General features: G+C 46.0%; 16 protein-coding genes. 1 reads left to right on the top strand and 15 read right to left on the bottom strand.

Annotation, left to right across the window (positions count from 1 at the left end; translation table 11 throughout):
- Positions 1-447: 447 nt before the first annotated feature.
- From L870_RS0110425 to ligA, 5 genes are all read right to left on the bottom strand, one after another.
- A complete protein-coding gene (locus L870_RS0110425) occupies positions 448-1,935 on the bottom strand; it encodes a hypothetical protein (RefSeq protein ID WP_028518097.1) in 1,488 nt (495 codons plus the stop codon).
- Positions 1,932-2,513, bottom strand: a complete 582-nt coding sequence (locus tag L870_RS0110430; RefSeq protein WP_162148442.1) for an RNA polymerase sigma factor — start codon at positions 2,511-2,513, stop codon at positions 1,932-1,934. Before L870_RS0110430 ends, L870_RS0110425 begins: the two co-directional genes overlap by 4 nt.
- 385 nt (positions 2,514-2,898) lie before the next feature.
- Positions 2,899-3,357 (bottom strand): AlbA family DNA-binding domain-containing protein, encoded by a 459-nt coding sequence (locus L870_RS0110435; RefSeq protein WP_028518099.1) that lies wholly within the window; start codon positions 3,355-3,357, stop codon positions 2,899-2,901.
- A 156-nt stretch (positions 3,358-3,513) separates the two neighbouring features.
- Positions 3,514-4,164 (bottom strand): Crp/Fnr family transcriptional regulator, encoded by a 651-nt coding sequence (locus L870_RS0110440; protein WP_028518100.1) that lies wholly within the window; start codon positions 4,162-4,164, stop codon positions 3,514-3,516.
- 21 nt (positions 4,165-4,185) lie between these two features.
- Positions 4,186-6,141: an NAD-dependent DNA ligase LigA gene (ligA, locus tag L870_RS0110445; RefSeq protein ID WP_028518101.1), complete on the bottom strand. Its 1,956-nt coding sequence runs from the start codon at positions 6,139-6,141 to the stop codon at positions 4,186-4,188.
- A gap of 121 nt (positions 6,142-6,262) precedes the next feature.
- Between ligA and L870_RS19320 the strand changes: the two genes are divergently transcribed.
- Positions 6,263-6,424, top strand: coding sequence for a hypothetical protein (locus L870_RS19320; RefSeq protein WP_155250187.1), 162 nt, complete (start codon positions 6,263-6,265; stop codon positions 6,422-6,424).
- 478 nt (positions 6,425-6,902) lie between these two features.
- Here the strand turns inward: L870_RS19320 and L870_RS0110455 are convergent, their stop codons facing one another.
- The 10 genes from L870_RS0110455 to L870_RS0110500 all read right to left on the bottom strand — a co-directional run bounded on the left by L870_RS0110455 (position 6,903) and on the right by L870_RS0110500 (position 16,184).
- On the bottom strand, positions 6,903-7,877 hold the full coding sequence (locus L870_RS0110455) for a Gfo/Idh/MocA family protein (RefSeq protein ID WP_028518102.1): 975 nt from the start codon (positions 7,875-7,877) through the stop codon (positions 6,903-6,905).
- Positions 7,878-7,945: 68 nt separating this feature from the next.
- Complete coding sequence (locus tag L870_RS0110460; RefSeq protein ID WP_028518103.1) at positions 7,946-8,755, bottom strand: TrmH family RNA methyltransferase; 810 nt, start codon at positions 8,753-8,755, stop codon at positions 7,946-7,948.
- 74 nt (positions 8,756-8,829) lie between these two features.
- Positions 8,830-9,459 carry a uracil phosphoribosyltransferase gene (gene upp, locus L870_RS0110465; RefSeq protein WP_028518104.1) on the bottom strand — a complete coding sequence of 210 codons (630 nt, stop codon included), beginning with the start codon at positions 9,457-9,459 and terminating at the stop codon, positions 8,830-8,832.
- Between the two features lie 15 nt (positions 9,460-9,474).
- Entirely contained in the window at positions 9,475-9,912 is a 438-nt protein-coding gene (gene rpiB / locus L870_RS0110470; RefSeq protein ID WP_028518105.1) for a ribose 5-phosphate isomerase B, read from the bottom strand.
- A 20-nt stretch (positions 9,913-9,932) separates the two neighbouring features.
- The gene (gene tsaB / locus L870_RS0110475) at positions 9,933-10,619 is read right to left on the bottom strand and encodes a tRNA (adenosine(37)-N6)-threonylcarbamoyltransferase complex dimerization subunit type 1 TsaB (RefSeq protein ID WP_028518106.1); all 687 of its coding nucleotides are present in this window, start codon (positions 10,617-10,619) and stop codon (positions 9,933-9,935) included.
- Positions 10,600-11,040 (bottom strand): tRNA (adenosine(37)-N6)-threonylcarbamoyltransferase complex ATPase subunit type 1 TsaE, encoded by a 441-nt coding sequence (gene tsaE, locus L870_RS0110480; protein ID WP_028518107.1) that lies wholly within the window; start codon positions 11,038-11,040, stop codon positions 10,600-10,602. The genes tsaB and tsaE overlap by 20 nt, the downstream gene beginning before the upstream one ends.
- Position 11,041: 1 nt before the next feature.
- Entirely contained in the window at positions 11,042-12,715 is a 1,674-nt protein-coding gene (locus tag L870_RS0110485) for a formate--tetrahydrofolate ligase (protein ID WP_028518108.1), read from the bottom strand.
- A gap of 166 nt (positions 12,716-12,881) precedes the next feature.
- Entirely contained in the window at positions 12,882-13,736 is an 855-nt protein-coding gene (locus tag L870_RS0110490) for a carbohydrate ABC transporter permease (RefSeq protein ID WP_028518109.1), read from the bottom strand.
- On the bottom strand, positions 13,724-14,716 hold the full coding sequence (locus L870_RS0110495; RefSeq protein WP_028518110.1) for a carbohydrate ABC transporter permease: 993 nt from the start codon (positions 14,714-14,716) through the stop codon (positions 13,724-13,726). The genes L870_RS0110490 and L870_RS0110495 overlap by 13 nt, the downstream gene beginning before the upstream one ends.
- 67 nt (positions 14,717-14,783) lie before the next feature.
- Positions 14,784-16,184, bottom strand: coding sequence for an ABC transporter substrate-binding protein (locus tag L870_RS0110500; protein ID WP_028518111.1), 1,401 nt, complete (start codon positions 16,182-16,184; stop codon positions 14,784-14,786).
- Positions 16,185-16,197: the final 13 nt, after the last annotated feature.

Consider the following 16,197-nt stretch of genomic DNA (forward strand, 5'->3'; position numbering starts at 1 on the left):
AATTATTCTTATGCACGTATAATTATAGCCGCGAGGGATAATAAACCGCGCTATACTCTCATCGCGTGAGCGCAGAGCCTGCGCCCCCTTTCTCCGCGTAATTATTCTTATGCACGTATAATTATAGCCGCGAGGGATAATAAACCGCGCTATACTCTCATCGCGTGAGTGCGTGACGCTGCACCCTTGCTCCGCGATATAGTCAATACGTATGGCTGATTATATCCGCGAGTGACAATAAACGAAAGATGTATATCATCGCGTGAACTCTAAATGCGAAACATTGATCATTAATGCGTAATTATAAAAAATCGGGACTGCGTTTTTTGCAGTCCCTTTTTGTTTTATTTCGTAGGAATGGTATTTGTTGTTTGCATCGTAAGGCGCGGGACGCCGAGGGCGGCGTCCCCTACAAGCTAACGGCTTATGTTGCAGTCCCATTTTTGTTTATTGATCGCTTTCGCTTTCATCGACAGGCTTTTCCGTAACATCACTTATGCGCCAGCCGTTTTCGGTGTTCACGATAGTAAATGTGGTCTCAAGAGTAAAATCTTGTGACTCGATTTGATGCGTATGTCTTATAGCTGCAATTATATTGCCATTCTCGTCAAACTCACTATTTAAATCGTATCCTTCCCATTTTAATGTTTCTACACCGATATCGTGGATACCTTTTTCGATATAGTATCCATTATCCGTGGTGCACACGAATGTATGCTTTTTAGTATCTTCATCAATATCAGAACACATTTCAAGTACTTTATGTCCCAATTCATTATCCAGTATTTCTAAACAGCGCTTTTCGATATCAGCCCATGTAGGATATCTCGGGTCGGTAACACGATAGAACTCTAACTGATACTCATACTGACCGTCCTCTGTTTTCATTGTCTTTGTAATGGTATCAGACTTGTCAACTTCAAGGTCTCCTGCGTGAAGTGCACACATAAACTCCCTGTAAGAGTCTATAAGGTTCTTTGCTATAGCGTCAGCGTTGGCGTCTTGACTGCCCTCAGAAGACTGTTCATAATTCTTTTCTTCAGCCTTGCTTATTCGCCAACCGTTTTCGGTATTCACGATAGTAAACTTTGTTTCATAAACATGATCAGGGTCAACATCTAAATCAATATGCCTTCTGGTCGTGATTATATTTCCGTTCTCGTCGAATTCGCCCTTTACATCGTCATCTAACCATTTGTACAGCCTGTCACTGGTATCGCAAGTCTCTGTATTAACGTAGTATCCGTCAGCTGTAGTATATATCAGAGTCGCATAGTCAATATCCTCTTCCTTTGCACAGGAACAGTTATCAATAACGATCTTTCCAAGCTCTGCATCGCATACCTCATAGCAGCGTTTTTCAAGGTCTTCCCATGTTGGATATCTCTTATCGGTAACACGATAGAAGTCCCTCGTCATCTCATCGCCGCCGTAAGAAGTTATTGTCTTGGTAACAACAGATGACTTATCGACTTCAAGTGTTCTTCCGTGAATGTCATACAAGCAGGCAAGCCAATCGTCGGTAAGCAACTTAGCGATAGCGTTTGCATCAGTTACGTCCTCATCACTGCTCAGATTGATAGTATCTTCGGAATCTGTGGTAACTTCTGTCGCTGTCTCGATAATACTGCTTTCTACCTCTGCTGCAGGAGTCTGACCGTTACGGCTGATAAATGCCATACTTCCGCCTATTCCTGCTACAAGAAGCACAGCCGCAGCTGCAATGCTCGCTCCCTTGTACCACTTAGGTCTGCGGTATTTCTCAACTCCCGATACCTCAGCAGCGTTATTCTCATGCATTTCATTTATATTGTACTTTCTTTTACTCATGGCGTATAACCTCTCTCTCTTTTCGTCTTTGAGGACGGGATACTCCTTAGAGAGCCTGTCTGCCGTATTGTTGTCAATATCATTGAATAGATCATCAAATCTCATTTATATCCCTCCTCCGAGATACCTGCTTCACTCAGCAGCTCCATAAGCTTCTTTCTTCCTCTGCTAAGCCTTTTCTGTACAGCAGTATCGCTCAGTCCCACAAGTGAAGCTATTTGTTTTGTTTTCATACCGTAGTAATAGAAGTAAATGATGATAGTCGCATCGGGTTCGCCCAAGCTTTTCACACAGTCAAATACAGTCTCACGAAGTACTGTTTGTTCCGCCGCTTCTTCAACTCCCGCATCAGATGAAAGCTCGCCGAAGCTGTCGGAGTCTATAGATACAGTAGTATCACTTTTCACAGACAGCCGTCTGAAATAGCTTATGGCAGTACGCTTTGCTATTGTGCCGATTACGCCTTTAAGCTCTCCGTCCGCCCCTGTATGGCTGTCAAGATAGCGGAATACCGCAGCAAATGTATCACTGAGACATTCATCTGTATCCTCACTTGTGCCGCAGCCTTTAAGCTTATTTGCGCAGATAGCATACACATATCCGCAGTATTCATCAAACAAAGCCCGTCTGCCCTCTTCGGGAGACTGCTCCATTATGCGATGCAGCTCTTTGTCTGTCATCATTTCACCCCTTTGAATGCATTCACCTATTACACTCGCTTTGACCTGTTGTTTTCTGACCATTTTTTTAGCCGTTAGCCTTTAGCCCTTAGCTTGTAGGGGCTGGCGTCCTCGACAGCCCGCGTGGTTAGTGCATAGTGATTAGTATGTTGAGAGTGTATTGAACGTAATTATATAAAAATCGGGACTGCTTATTTTGCAGTCCCTTTTTGTTATTCATTTATATTCGGGGCATACGGGCGAACACTGTTCGCCCCTACACATCGTATCTTGTTATTTATGGCGTAAGGCGCGGACTGCCAAAGGCAGCCCCTACAGTAGTTCATGTTATTTGCATCGTAAGGCACGGGCGAGCGGAACTCGCCCCTACTCTCTTATCTCTTAGCTCTTAGCTCTTAGAGCTATGGGTGAGCATTTTTGCTACTTCCTCGACTGAGCATTTATAGTCGCCGTCGCCGCTTCGCTTATATGTGCCTGTGTAGATACTTCCGCCGATATATATTGGCTCCTCGCCCTTTTTTATACGCGGCACGTTTATAACGATTATATGCCTGCCCTCGGTCTCGACTATCCTCACATCTCTCTCCGTAAGGATATTCCTGCTGACTTTTCTCTTATCGTTGATTATCTCCCAGAAGTCGCTGATGAGCCACTCAGGGTCAGGCAGGTCTATGGGGTGCAGGGACTTGTCCTCACGCTCTTCTACTCCCAGAAGGATTATACCGCCAAGAGTATTCGCAAAGGCAGAATAGGTCTCCCACAGACTCATTGGCAGTCCGCCGATAGCTTTTTTGGCTTCGATACGGTTATTTTCCTTGTATTTCTCTATTTTCGTGAGGTCTATCAAGTCATCACCCCCTTTTTAATAGTTATCATTGAACAAAACATTACTATATAGCAGCGCGTTTATGTTGTTTTTATCGTTAATTGACGGGCTGTCGAGGACGCCAGCCCCTACAGCGCAAAGCCTGCGCCTATATAATTATGAATTAAATCCGCCGCGTCAGGCTGTATTCATAACGAAATGGTTCTTGTGATAGTCTATCAAGCCGTCGTCCTTCATACGGCTAAGCTCCTTCGACAGTGCTGTGCGCTCCAGATTGAGGTAATCCGCCATTTGCTGACGATCGAACGGAATATCGAACTCATTCTTTCCCGTCTGAAGTGAAACAGTGCTCAGGTAGGACATTATCCGTCCACGTGCACTCTTTGACGCTGTGTGGCAGCTTCGCTCCGACAGCCTGAGAGCTTTTTCAAGGCTGACTCTCAGCAGATTATCTTTCAGCTTTACTGCCCAGCTTTCATTTCTTCCCGTAAGCCTGCTCATGTCAAGCAGCAATATACTGCAATCCTCGTTTGCACAGTAATCCGCCATAAGCGGTTCATCGGCAAGAAAAGCGTATTCCTCCGAAAATACCTGTCCTTTCTCTATGATGCCGAGGCACATACGATTCCCCCATATATCGCAGCTCTCAGCCGCAACGCTGCCGTCAGCCACTATGCAAAGGTAATCAGTCATCTTTCCTGCGCTGAGAATATTCGCTCCCTTACTGTAGCTCCTTACCCTGAGCTGCATTTCTGTAAGAGCCGTTTCCAGCTCTTCTCTTGAAAAGTTCACGAACATTGCAGTTTTCAGCAATAACTCAGTGTTCATATCTCCTCCGAAAATAATACGTCAGCTCTGCATAAGCGCCTGAAATTCCTCTTCTGTGATTATAGGTACTCCGAGCTCCTTTGCAGTTTTGTTTTTTGATGAATTTGATGTCGAGTCGTTATTTATAAGGTAATCAGTCTTGGAAGATACCGAGCCTGCTGCCTTTCCCCCATTCTGCTCTATAAAGGCTTTCAGCTCGTTCCTGTTCTTCCAGATATGGACTGAACCCGTTATTACAAAGGTCTTGCCTGCTATGGCAGACTCGCCGTTAACGGCTTCTGCTTCTGTTATATCGAGCTCCGCAAGCAAATTATGGAACTCATCAAGGTTTTTACTGTCTCTGAAAAAGCTTACGTAGTCGTTTGCGAGCACATCGCCTATGCCGTCAATGGCTGTAAGCTCGGCTGTTGACAGCTTTTCTATCTCTTCGGCTGTTGTGTAAGTGCCGCAGATAAGTCTTGAAGCCTGTCTGCCTATATTTGGTATGCCCAGTGAATAAAGCACACGGCTCAGCTCTGTTTTTCTTGAAGCTTCCACTGCGTCTTTAAGCTTCTGATAGGACTTTTCACCGAAGCCCTCCAGCGTCACTATCTTTGCCTTATAGTCGTCAAGGTGGTAGAAGTCGCGGAACTCACGTACAAATCCCTCTGAGACAAGTGTCTCTATGGTAGCCGTTGACATTCCGACTATATTCATGGCATCACGCTGTACGAAATGCTCGAATTTGCCTATATGCTTGGCTGCGCAGTCCTTATTGGGACAGACCAGAGTCTCAACGTCATCGTCCGAGGTACGGACTTCCGTTGCTGCTCCGCAGACAGGACATACAGCAGGTATCTCAAGACTTCCCGAAGCTGTCTCGTTCTTCAGCACCTGCGGTATTATCATATTCGCCTTGAATATGGTAAGTGTATCGCCTATGCCGAGCCTCAGCTGCCTGACAATGCTCAGATTATGAACAGAAGCACGTGAGACCGTAGTTCCTTCAAGCTCCACAGGGTCGAATATTGCTACAGGATTCAGCAGACCCGTGCGGCTTGCTGACCATTCAACCTCGCGGAGAACTGTGTCCGCAGTCTCGTCACGCCACTTGAAGGCAATGCCGTTTCGCGGAGCATGAGAGGTCTCGCCGAGGCTCAGACCGTATGCTACATCGTCATACATGAGCACAAGTCCGTCAGATGGGAATTCGTTTTCGGTAATGGCTTTTTCAAAGTCAGCAACTGCTTTCTCAATGCTGTCAGCATCGACCTCTACGCCGTAAACGCGCTGAAAACCAAGCTCCTCGAGGTAGCTGAGTCTCTGTGAGAATGAGTTCTCCTCATAGCCATCGGCTGATACAAGATTGAACGCAAAGAAGTTGATATTTCTCTCCGCAGTCACACGGGAGTCAAGGTTGCGTACTGTTCCAACACAGAGGTTACGGGGATTCTTGTACTTTGCTCCCTCGTCTATCTCGGAGTTTACTTTCTCAAAGTCCTTGTACTTCATAAGTGACTCGCCGCGGACTACCATACGTCCGCTGAAGGGTATACGTGCAGGTATGCCCTTGATGTGCCTTGCATTGGCGGTTATATCCTCGCCTATCTCGCCGTTGCCGCGTGTTACAGCCTGTACAAGCTCGCCGTTCTCATAGGTCAGTACAAGGGTGAGTCCGTCAAGCTTCCAGCTGAGAAAGCCCTTATGACTGCCCAGCCAGCTTTTAAGCTCGTCAACGCTCTTGGTCTTGTCAAGTGAGAGCATCTTCGAGGGGTGGCGTATCTTTTTCAGTGCTGATGATACCTCATAGCCTACCTGCTGTGTACGGCTTCCGCTGAGAACTACTCCCGTCTTTTTTTCAAGTGCTTCAAGCTCGTCGTAAAGATCGTCGTACTGCTTGTCGGACATTATCTCCACGCCTGTATTGTAGTATGCGTCGGCAGCCTTCGCCAACAGCTCGTTAAGCTCTTTCATTCTGTTTATATCATTTACAGCCATAAGAATATCTCCTCATTATTAGTTGATATTATTATACCACATTCCGTTTAATAAATCAATCAGATGATAAAAGTGGTCAGTTATCAGTGGTTAGTTTTTCGTGAGCAGCAACGAGTACCTCATGGCTGAGCCGGGCGGCGGCGAAATGAAAGCCGTTCAGGTGCTTGTGGATAAGGCGGAGAAAATGGGGTTGAGCTATAGTAGTTTAACAAGAGCAAAAAATGAACTTGGGGCTAAAGCAATGAAGAAAGATAACTATTGGTTTTGGCAACTGAAAAAATGATGAATGCTTGCTTCCTTGCAATCTTGAATGGTTTAAATCGCTAAAGTACATTGCATAGAATAAATGTCAAGGAAGCAACCAACCAAGCAACCAACCAAGCAACCAAGCAAGAGTTTATGCGTGATTGACGGGCGCAGGTCATGCGCCCCTACAGCGCAGAGCCTGCGCCCCCTTGCTCCGCGATATAGTCAACGCGAATTGCAGATAATATCCGCGAGGGGCAATAAACGAAAGGGAAATATCATCGCGTGAGTGCGTTCTTGATATTTGCAGCGTAAGGCGCGGACTGCCACATAAGCAGTGCCCCAAATCTGTGATTTGGCTGGCAATGCTATATGCAGAGCTGGCAGCCCCTACAAATCTACTCACTACTCACTAATCACTACTCACTACTCACTTGCGGACTGTCAAATAAGCAGTGCCCCAAATCTGTGATTTGGCTGGCAATGCTATATGCAGAGCTGGCAGCCCCTACAGGCTAACGGCTAAGGGCTAAGGGCTGCTTTCTAAGCCTGTCCATTAATTCCATAACGGCAATAGTGTCGCTGTGAGGTATGAGGGGACTTTCAATCAGTCCCTTTTCGAGACAGCTGTGTACTTCCTCCACTTCGTACTCATAGCCGTTTATCGCATCGTGGTGTACGAACCTTTCTATCTCTTTTCCGTCCTTGCTGTAAAGCGTTCCCTCGCAGGTGCAGTGGAACCAGTTCCCGAGAATAATATAGCCCTTGCTTCCCGATATTACTGCATTGTTGCTGAGCTGTACCTCAAAGCCGTTATCAGCAGAAACAAATGCACCGTTTTTATAGCGGAGTCTTATGGAGTTGCTTATATCCACTCCGTAACGCATATGGGCATCGTATACTATCTCATCGGGCATACCAAGCAGGTCATGTGCAAGGGTAAGGGGGTATACTCCTAAATCAAGCAGACAGCCGCCTCCGCAGTCCTCGCGGAAAAGCCTGTCATTGGCATCATACGGGATATAGTTGCTGAAATCAGCCTTTATGTACTCGATATCGCCTATCTTACCCGAAGCTATCCATTCCTTCATCTTCCTGTACACAGGTCTGCACTTCATCCACATGGCTTCCATGAAGAAAAGACCCTTTTTCTCAGCAAAAGCAAGAAGCTTCTTTGTTTCCTCTGCGTGTACGGTAAGGGACTTCTCACAAAGCACATTCTTGCCGTTCTCAAGGCATAGGACTGCATCGTCAAAGTGCGATGACATGGGCGTAGCTATATATACTATCTCTGCATCGCTGTTTTCGGCAAAGTCCTTATAGCTGCCGTAGCTCTTCTCAAAACCGAACTCATTTGCAAATGCTTCTGCCTTTTCAGCCGTTCTCGAAGCGACTCCGCAGAGCTGCGCATTTTCGTCATGTTTAAGTGCTGTAGCGAATGTGTGGGCTATCTTACCTGTACCGATAATGCCCCATTTATACTTTTTCATATTGACCTCCTCGGCTATTTGGATCATATTGTTTGTTCTGCCGTTTACGATGTCATATCAAAGCTGTCTCATCTTCCAAGCTGCCAGAAAGCAACTGCGCTTGCTGCCGCTACATTAAGTGAGTCTACCTCATGTGACATGGGTATCTTCACCGTATAGTCGCAGTCTGCCACGGTCTTGTCCGCAAGTCCCTCGCCCTCAGTTCCGAGGACTATTGCAAGCTTTTTCTCAGCCGCAAGCTGGGGAGCATCAATACTCACCGAGTCATCGCTGAGTGCCATTGCAGCCGTTTTAAAGCCAAGCTCACGGAGCTGCTGTGGATAATCCCTGTCGCTGTCAAGGTAAGTCCACGGTATCTGAAAGACCGTTCCCATGCTTACCCTTGATGAACGCCTGTACAGTGGGTCTGAGCAGGCAGGAGTAAGCAGCACAGCGTCCATATTAAGAGCTGCTGCGGAGCGGAAAATAGCTCCCACATTTGTAGGATTTACAACGTTCTCCAGCACAGCTACTCTCCTTGCATTTCCGCATATATGGCTGACTGTGGGAAGCTCTCTGCGTCTGAAAGCACAAAGCGCACCGCGTATAAGCTTAAAGCCCGTAAGCTCGGTTATCTCGTCAAACTCTCCCGTATAAACAGGTACATCGCCGCATCGTGCAAGTATATCCTTCATCTGTCCGCCAATATCTCTGTGCTCCATGAGCATGGCATAGGGCTCATATCCGCCGTTAAGCGCACGTTCTATGACCTTGGGACTTTCCGCAACGAAGAGTCCGCCATCAGGCTCGAAATAGTGCAGGAGCTGAGGCTCGGAAAGTGCCGTGAATATCTCCGTTTCGCCCTTGTTTTCGGGAGTTATATCAATTATATCTGCCATAATATCATTCACCGTTTTTTATAAAAAGAGAGCCGAAGACATTCTCTGTCGTGCCTGCGGCTCTCTCTAAAAACTTATTTTGTACCGAAGATACGGTCTCCTGCGTCACCAACGCCGGGAACTATGTACTTATCCTCGTTGAGTCTCTCGTCCATTACACCTGCGTATATCTCAACATCAGGGTGAGCAGTCTGTACTGCCTTTACTCCCTCAGGCGAGCAGATGATACACATGAACTTGATATGCTTTACGCCCAGATTTTTCAGCTCTGTAATAGCTGCAACTGCTGAATTTCCTGTAGCCAGCATCGGGTCAACGATGATAGCATCACGCTCCTCGATATCGTCAGGAAGCTTTGAGTAATACTTTACAGGCACCTTTGTATCAGGGTCGCGGAAAAGTCCTATATGACCTATCTTAGCAGCAGGAACAAGTGTTGTAACACCGTCTACCATACCAAGTCCTGCACGGAGTATCGGAATGAAAGCAAGCTTTCTTCCCGAGATTATCTTAGTCTTTGCAACAGCAAGAGGAGTTTCAAGCTCTATTTCCTTCAGCGGAAGGTCTCTTGTTGCCTCATAGCATATGAACATTGCAATCTCGGATACCAGTTCACGAAATTCCTTTGTACCTGTGTTCTTATCTCTCAGAAGAGATATCTTATGCTGTACCAGCGGGTGGTCTATGATGTGTAATTCTGCCATATTTAACAGCCCCTTTCAGTTTTTCTTTTCTATCTCGGTTATAAGGTCGATACGTCTCTGATGACGGCCGCCCTCAAATCCCGTAGTAAGGAATATTTCAGCAAGCTCGCAGGCAAGTCCCTGTCCGAGAGTTCTTGCACCCATGCACATAACATTTGTATTGTTATGCAGGCGTGTGAAGCGTGTTGAGAATGAATCAGCGCACAGTGCAGCTCTGATGCCGTTTATCTTGTTTGCGGCAATAGACATACCGATACCTGTTCCGCAGATAAGTATGCCCTTTTCACAGTTTCCTGCAAGTACTTCGTTGCATACCTTTTCTGCCATTACAGGGTAATCGCATGGTTCTCCGTCAGTACCCATGTCCTTGAATTCAAAGCCCTTTTCTGAAAGAGCTTCGATAACTGCCTTTTTCATTTCCACACCAGCGTGGTCACAGCCGATAGCTATCATCTTAAACATCTCCATTGTTATTATTTATTTTTTGCTTCCAGATCCTTTTCAGCCTTTACCTTCTGCAAATAGGATACCTCAAGGTATTCGGGCTCTGCAAGCTTTCTTGAAACTCCTGCGAGACATACTCCCACAGCACTCTGTAACCTGCCCTGAGGCGGTGCTATGATGAATGCAGGAGAATTATATGTATTATAGAATTCAGCAGCTCCGTCACCGCAGAGCAGTGCTTCCTTGACATTGAATGCAAGATACTCCGCAAGCTCGTCACGGGATATTATCTGCTCCTCAGTGACCTGCTCAACGCAGTAGCCGTCACTCTTGTAGGTACAGGTGTAGACAAGCTCGCCTCTTGCTTTCATAATGGCACATATATGCCCCTTGTAGGCAAGATTATTGCAGGCAAGTCCCAGAAGAGTAGATACGCCGCAGCATTTTACTCTAAGGCCGAAGCTGAGCGCTTTTACGGCTGCAACGCCGATACGTAGCCCCGTATAGGAACCGGGCCCGTTTGCAGCAGCTATGCCGTCAAGGTCGGAAAGCTCCTTTCCTGCCTGTGCAAGAACGTCCCTGACCATAGGCATTATGACCTGCGAATGTGTCTTTTGGGTATATACCGTGCTCTGAGCAAGGAAAAGCTCAGTCTCAGAATCGAAAAGTGCGGCGGAAGCTGTCTTTCCCGATGTATCAATCCCAAGCAGCAGCAAATCTTCCACCGTCCTCAATTATAATTTCTCTGTCGTTTTCGCCAATGCTGTTTATTGTAACGTAAATAGTATCCTTAGGGAGAAAATCAGCGATATTCTCCGACCATTCAACTGCCGCAACGTTTTCCTCGAAAGGATAATCGTAAAATCCCGTAGACTCAAGGTCGTCCTCGGTATTTATGCGGTACATATCGAAGTGATAAAGCGTGATATTCTCGCCGCGGTACTCATTTACAAGGGCAAAGGTAGGCGAAGTCACGCTGTCGCCCAGTCCCATGCCAATGGCAAGACCTCGGGTAAAGGTAGTTTTTCCTGCGCCGAGTCCGCCCTTATATGCTATCATATCTCCTGCTTTAAGGAGACCGCCCAGCTTCTGCGCGGCTTCAATGGTCTCCGCAGGTGAATGAGTTATTATCTTCATATCAGAAAAGTCCTGTGATACAGCCGTTGTTGTCGCAGTCGATATTCAGTGCAGCAGGAGCCTTTGGAAGTCCCGGCATTGTAAGGATATCACCTGTGTAAATCACAACAAATCCCGCACCTGATGAAAGGCGTGCATCGCGGACTGTTATCTTGAAGTTCTTAGGCTTTCCGAGAAGATTTGGATTATCGGAAAGTGAATACTGTGTCTTTGCAACACATATAGGAAGATCCCAGAAGCCGATGCTCTCGATCTCCTTGATAGCCTTTTCAGCCTGAGGAGTGAATACTACTCCCTCAGCGCGGTATATCTCCTTAGCTATCTTCTCTACCTTATCTTTAATAGTAGCGTGAGTATCGTAAATAGGCTTAAATTCGTTATCGCTTACAAGGTCGATAGTCTCGCATACCTTCTGAGCAAGATCCTTTCCGCCTTCGCCGCCCTTTGCGAATACCTCGCACATTGAAACTTCAACGCCCATATCAGCGCAGAAGCTCTGTACGAATTTAACTTCTTCGTCTGTATCTGTAGCAAATCTGTTTATAGCAACAACTACAGGCACATGGTATTTATGCATATTTTCGATGTGAGTTCTCAGGTTCTCGATACCCTTTTCAAGTGCCCACATATTTTCCTTTGCAAGATCCTGCTTCTGAACTCCGCCGTTGTACTTCAGAGCCTTTATTGTAGCAACGATAACCACGCATGAAGGAGCAAGTCCGCCTATACGGCACTTGATATCCAGGAACTTCTCAGCTCCGAGATCTGAACCGAAGCCTGCCTCTGTTACAACATAGTCGCCAAGCTTCAGCGCAAGCTTTGTAGCTCTCAGTGAGTTGCAGCCGTGAGCGATATTAGCGAAAGGACCGCCGTGGATAAATGCAGGTGTATTTTCAAGAGTCTGTACAAGGTTTGGCTTGAGAGCGTCCTTGAGAAGAGCAGTCATAGCACCTGTGCAGCCCAAATCCTTCGCGTAAACAGGCTCACCGCTGAGATTATATGCAACAAGGATATTTCCAAGTCTTTCCTTTAAGTCAGCGATATCGGAAGCAAGGCAGAGTATAGCCATTACCTCAGATGCAACTGTTATGTTGAAGCCGTCCTCACGGGGGATACCGTTAGCCTTGCCGCCAAGTCCGATGAGTATATTTCTCAGCGCACGGTCGTTCATATCCATACAGCGCTTGAACATTATCCTGCGCTGGTCTATCTGTAATACATTTCCCTGCTGGAGATGATTGTCGATCATTGCGCAGAGAAGATTATTTGCTGCTGTTATAGCATGCATATCACCTGTAAAATGTAGGTTTATGTCCTCCATAGGAACTACCTGTGCATAGCCGCCGCCTGCTGCGCCGCCCTTCATACCGAAAACAGGGCCGAGAGAAGGCTCTCTCAGTGCAAGCACTGATTTTTTTCCTATCCTGCGCATTGCGTCAGCAAGTCCTGTACTTATTGTCGTTTTTCCCTCACCTGCGGGAGTTGGATTTATAGCTGTAACAAGTATGAGCTTTCCGTCCTCTTCATCAGCAAGCTTGGAATAAAGAGACTCTGATAGCTTAGCTTTGTAATGTCCGTAGGGCTCGATGTCCTCTTCAGCAATGCCGAGTTCAGCTGCGATCTCTGTGATACGCTTCATATCAGCACTCTGAGCGATTTCGATATCAGATAACATTATAGTGTTCCTCCGTGTCATTGTATTAATAGTTTTATTATACCACGTTTTTTCATCAATTGCAAGGTCTGAGCAAATATTATCAGCAAAAACAAAGAGGACTGAACCTTGCGGAACAGCCCTCTAAGATTTAAGAAAGAAAAATGTGATAACTTTAAGAATACTATTATCCCTTTACACCGCCAAGTGCAACACCTGCGATGATATGCTTTGAAAGTGCAAAGTATACAACGAGGAGAGGGATTACTGTGAGAAGAAGTCCAAGATATACAGCACCCATTTCTGTCTTATATGAGTCACCGTTAAGGAGACTTACCATCATAGGCATTGTATACTTTTCCTTATCCGTGAGAAGTACCTGTGGCAGGAACAGCTGGTTCCATGTACCAACGAAGGTAAATATAGCCTGTGTAGCCATAGCAGGCTTCATCATCGGAAGAACTATCTGGTTGAAGATCCTGAATTCACCTGCGCCGTCAATTCTTGCTGACTGAAGAATTTCCATAGGAAGTGAAGGGATCATGTACTGCCTCATAAAGAACACTGTGGTAGGTGCTGCAATAGAAGGAAGTATCAGTGGGAGATAGCTATTGAGCCAGCCTGCGCTGTGCATGAACTGATAGAAACCGATAGATGTTACCTGTGCAGGTATCATAAGTACTGCCATGATAACTGTAAAGAACGGTTTTCTGAGTCTCCAGTCATATGCAACAAGTGCAAATGCTGTCATTGTTGAGAAATAGATATTACATAATGTAGCACCACATGAGATTATGAGCGAGTTTTTGAAGCCAAGGAACGGCTTGAAGTCTCTGCCCGCAAAGCACGCATAGTTCTTCATCAGATACTTTGAAGGTATCAGTGACAAAGCGTGGCTCTGGATCTGCGGAGTGCTTCTGGTAGCGTTAACTATCATTATGATAAAGGGCAAAAGGCTGAGTACAGTAAGGAGTGCACAGAATGTGTAAGCTGAAGCCTTAAACGCAATTGACTTGGGATTTGTACGTGTTACAGACGCCATTCGTTTACTCCTCCCTTCGCAACCATTCTGGCCTCTTTCTTTGCTTTCTTAACCTGCTTGTTGAGCTTGATCTCGTCCTTATCACGCATCAGATAGAACAATACTGCCGAGCAGATAACAATTACAAGCCACATGATCATACTTGCAGCAGCCGCTCTGTTATAGATATAACTTCCTGCAAATGCCTGGTTATAAATGAATACACTCGTTGTAAGGGTTGCACTGTCAGGACCACCGTTAAGGAATACCTTAGGTATATCGTACATATTCAAACCACCTACAAGGCTTGTAACAAGTGTATACAGTAAAACTGTCTTTAAGTTAGGTATCGTAATACGGAAGAAGGTCTGAACACCGTTCGCTCCGTCGATCTCTGCTGCTTCGTAAATGTCGGGGCTTATACCGAGTACGCCCGAAACAAGTACGATCATAGTATTTCCGTACCAAGTCCAGAACTGGATAAATGCAACAATAAGTCTTGATGCGGTACGGCTGTTAGTGAAGAAATATTCAGAATCCAGAAGGCCTGATGATACGAGAATATCGTTGACAGGTCCCTTTGGGTAGCTGAAGATAGCCTTAAACAGAATCGCAACTGTTGCAGCTGTAATGATGTTCGGCATGTAGAAAACTACTTTAAAAAAGCCTTTTCCTTTTATCTCATTGCTGTGCGAGGTAAACCATGCAGTCAGCAGGAGTGCGATTGTGATCTGCGGGATAAAGTTCATTACCCAGATCATGATTGTATTTTTTAGAGATGTTTTAAAGGATTCATTCTCTAATACTGATTTAAAGTTCTGGAAGATATCTTCCTTGAGGAAATGGTAATTTTCCTGAATAAGACCTTTACGATCAGTAAAACCGAGGGTCGCTGTAAATATGGTAGGATACAGCGTAAAAATCAAAAATGCAACAACAAAAGGAATACTAAAGAGATATCCGTATTTTGAATAACTAATACCCTTGAGCTTCGTTTTCAAAGCCGCAAACCTCCTTTTTATTTATAAGCAGTACCGCCGCAGAGCGGTACTGCTTATAGGGGAAATATTAGTTTACTTTAATGTCAAATGTATCGCCGATAGCCTGCTTGAAGTCCTTGATAGCTGCATCTCTTGACTTAGCGCCGCCTGTGTACTGACGAACCTGATCACGCCACTGGCTGTTGATACCCTCATCGAACTGAGTGAGGTTATCGCCCTTAGCAAACTCGTTAGCCTTCTGGAATACATCGAACATATTCTGTCCGCCGAGGATGTCAACCTTTCCGTCTGACTTGGACATAACAACATTTGAAGCTACGCAGTCCTTAGTCGGGTTAGAAGGATCGAATGTTCCGTTAGCCCACATATACTGGAGACCGCTCTCAGATGTATCAAGTGTGATCCACTCGATGATCTTACCAACAGCTTCCTTGTTCTTGGAATTCTTGTTAGCGATTACCCAAGTACCGCCCCAGAAGAAGCCTACAGGTGACTGGCAAACTGCCCAGTCGCCGTATGTTCCTTCGCCGATCTTTGTACCGCCGCAGTTATCCTTGAGTGAGTAGTTGATGAGCCAAGCAGGACCGAAGAAACCGAGAACAGGCTTCTCACCCTCGCCCTTCATATCAGCGAACCAGCCGTCTGTCCAGTCCTGAGTATCGTTGTGGTATCCGTTATCCTTGAGCTCCTTAGAAAGATCGAGGAAAGCTTCACGCTTAGGATCGATATTGAGCTCGCCGTTAACAACCCAACCTGTATCTGAGCTGTTCTCAACTGCATGCCAGAGATCACCGTCACCTGAGATGATAGCGATATTCTTCTTCTTAAGGTCGTCAGCGCACTTGAAGAACTGATCCCAGTCGCCTGAACCTGCACCGATCTGCTTCTCAACTTCAGCAACATCGTCTGTACCGAATGCAGCCTCAGCTACAGAACGTCTGTAGATGAATGCACCACCTGTAGCCTGATATCCAAGACCTACTACCTTACCGTCATTGTTTCTGCCGATCTCTACTGAGTAAGGAGCGATCTCAGCTTCGTTGATCTTGTTCTCAACATCAATGCCGAGTTCCTCATATGGGCAAGCAAAGCTTGAAGCATCGCCCTTTGTATACTTAAGAACGAAAGCTGCCTCTGCACAGTAGAAGTCAGGAGCATCTTCTCCGCCGCCTGCGAGAGCCTGGTCAAGAGCCGGCTGGAACTGTCCGTCTGTTGTAGGGATTTCTGTAACCTTTAATTCGTACTTTTCTGCGAAATCAGGATGTGTTTCAAAGTACTTCTCACACATCTGCTTAACTTCCTTAGTGAAAGTCATAAGCTTGAGGACTGTCTTGCCCTCCTTGGTTGTTGCTCCACCACCGCTGGAGCCGTCTGAGCCTTCTTCACTCTTGCTTCCGCAGCCTGTCATAGCTGTTGTAGCGAGAAGGGCTAACGCTGAGATGACCGATAATAATCTTGCTTTTTTCATTTTCTTGACCTCC

Origin of the sequence: Ruminococcus flavefaciens ATCC 19208 (genome assembly GCF_000518765.1) — a bacterium.
Taxonomy (GTDB): domain Bacteria; phylum Bacillota; class Clostridia; order Oscillospirales; family Ruminococcaceae; genus Ruminococcus; species Ruminococcus flavefaciens.

What these genes read in the sequence shown, in the direction of transcription:
- L870_RS0110490 (WP_028518109.1), bottom strand. Translation starts at nt 13,736, where the DNA reads ATGGCGTCTGTAACACGTACAAATCCCAAGTCAATTGCGTTTAAGGCT.
- rpiB (WP_028518105.1), bottom strand. Translation starts at nt 9,912, where the DNA reads ATGATAGCTATCGGCTGTGACCACGCTGGTGTGGAAATGAAAAAGGCA.
- L870_RS0110485 (WP_028518108.1), bottom strand. Translation starts at nt 12,715, where the DNA reads ATGTTATCTGATATCGAAATCGCTCAGAGTGCTGATATGAAGCGTATC.
- tsaE (WP_028518107.1), bottom strand. Translation starts at nt 11,040, where the DNA reads ATGAAGATAATAACTCATTCACCTGCGGAGACCATTGAAGCCGCGCAG.
- L870_RS19320 (WP_155250187.1), top strand. Translation starts at nt 6,263, where the DNA reads ATGGCTGAGCCGGGCGGCGGCGAAATGAAAGCCGTTCAGGTGCTTGTG.
- L870_RS0110500 (WP_028518111.1), bottom strand. Translation starts at nt 16,184, where the DNA reads ATGAAAAAAGCAAGATTATTATCGGTCATCTCAGCGTTAGCCCTTCTC.
- L870_RS0110430 (WP_162148442.1), bottom strand. Translation starts at nt 2,513, where the DNA reads ATGATGACAGACAAAGAGCTGCATCGCATAATGGAGCAGTCTCCCGAA.
- ligA (WP_028518101.1), bottom strand. Translation starts at nt 6,141, where the DNA reads ATGGCTGTAAATGATATAAACAGAATGAAAGAGCTTAACGAGCTGTTG.
- L870_RS0110440 (WP_028518100.1), bottom strand. Translation starts at nt 4,164, where the DNA reads ATGAACACTGAGTTATTGCTGAAAACTGCAATGTTCGTGAACTTTTCA.
- L870_RS0110425 (WP_028518097.1), bottom strand. Translation starts at nt 1,935, where the DNA reads ATGAGATTTGATGATCTATTCAATGATATTGACAACAATACGGCAGAC.
- L870_RS0110455 (WP_028518102.1), bottom strand. Translation starts at nt 7,877, where the DNA reads ATGAAAAAGTATAAATGGGGCATTATCGGTACAGGTAAGATAGCCCAC.
- L870_RS0110460 (WP_028518103.1), bottom strand. Translation starts at nt 8,755, where the DNA reads ATGGCAGATATAATTGATATAACTCCCGAAAACAAGGGCGAAACGGAG.
- upp (WP_028518104.1), bottom strand. Translation starts at nt 9,459, where the DNA reads ATGGCAGAATTACACATCATAGACCACCCGCTGGTACAGCATAAGATA.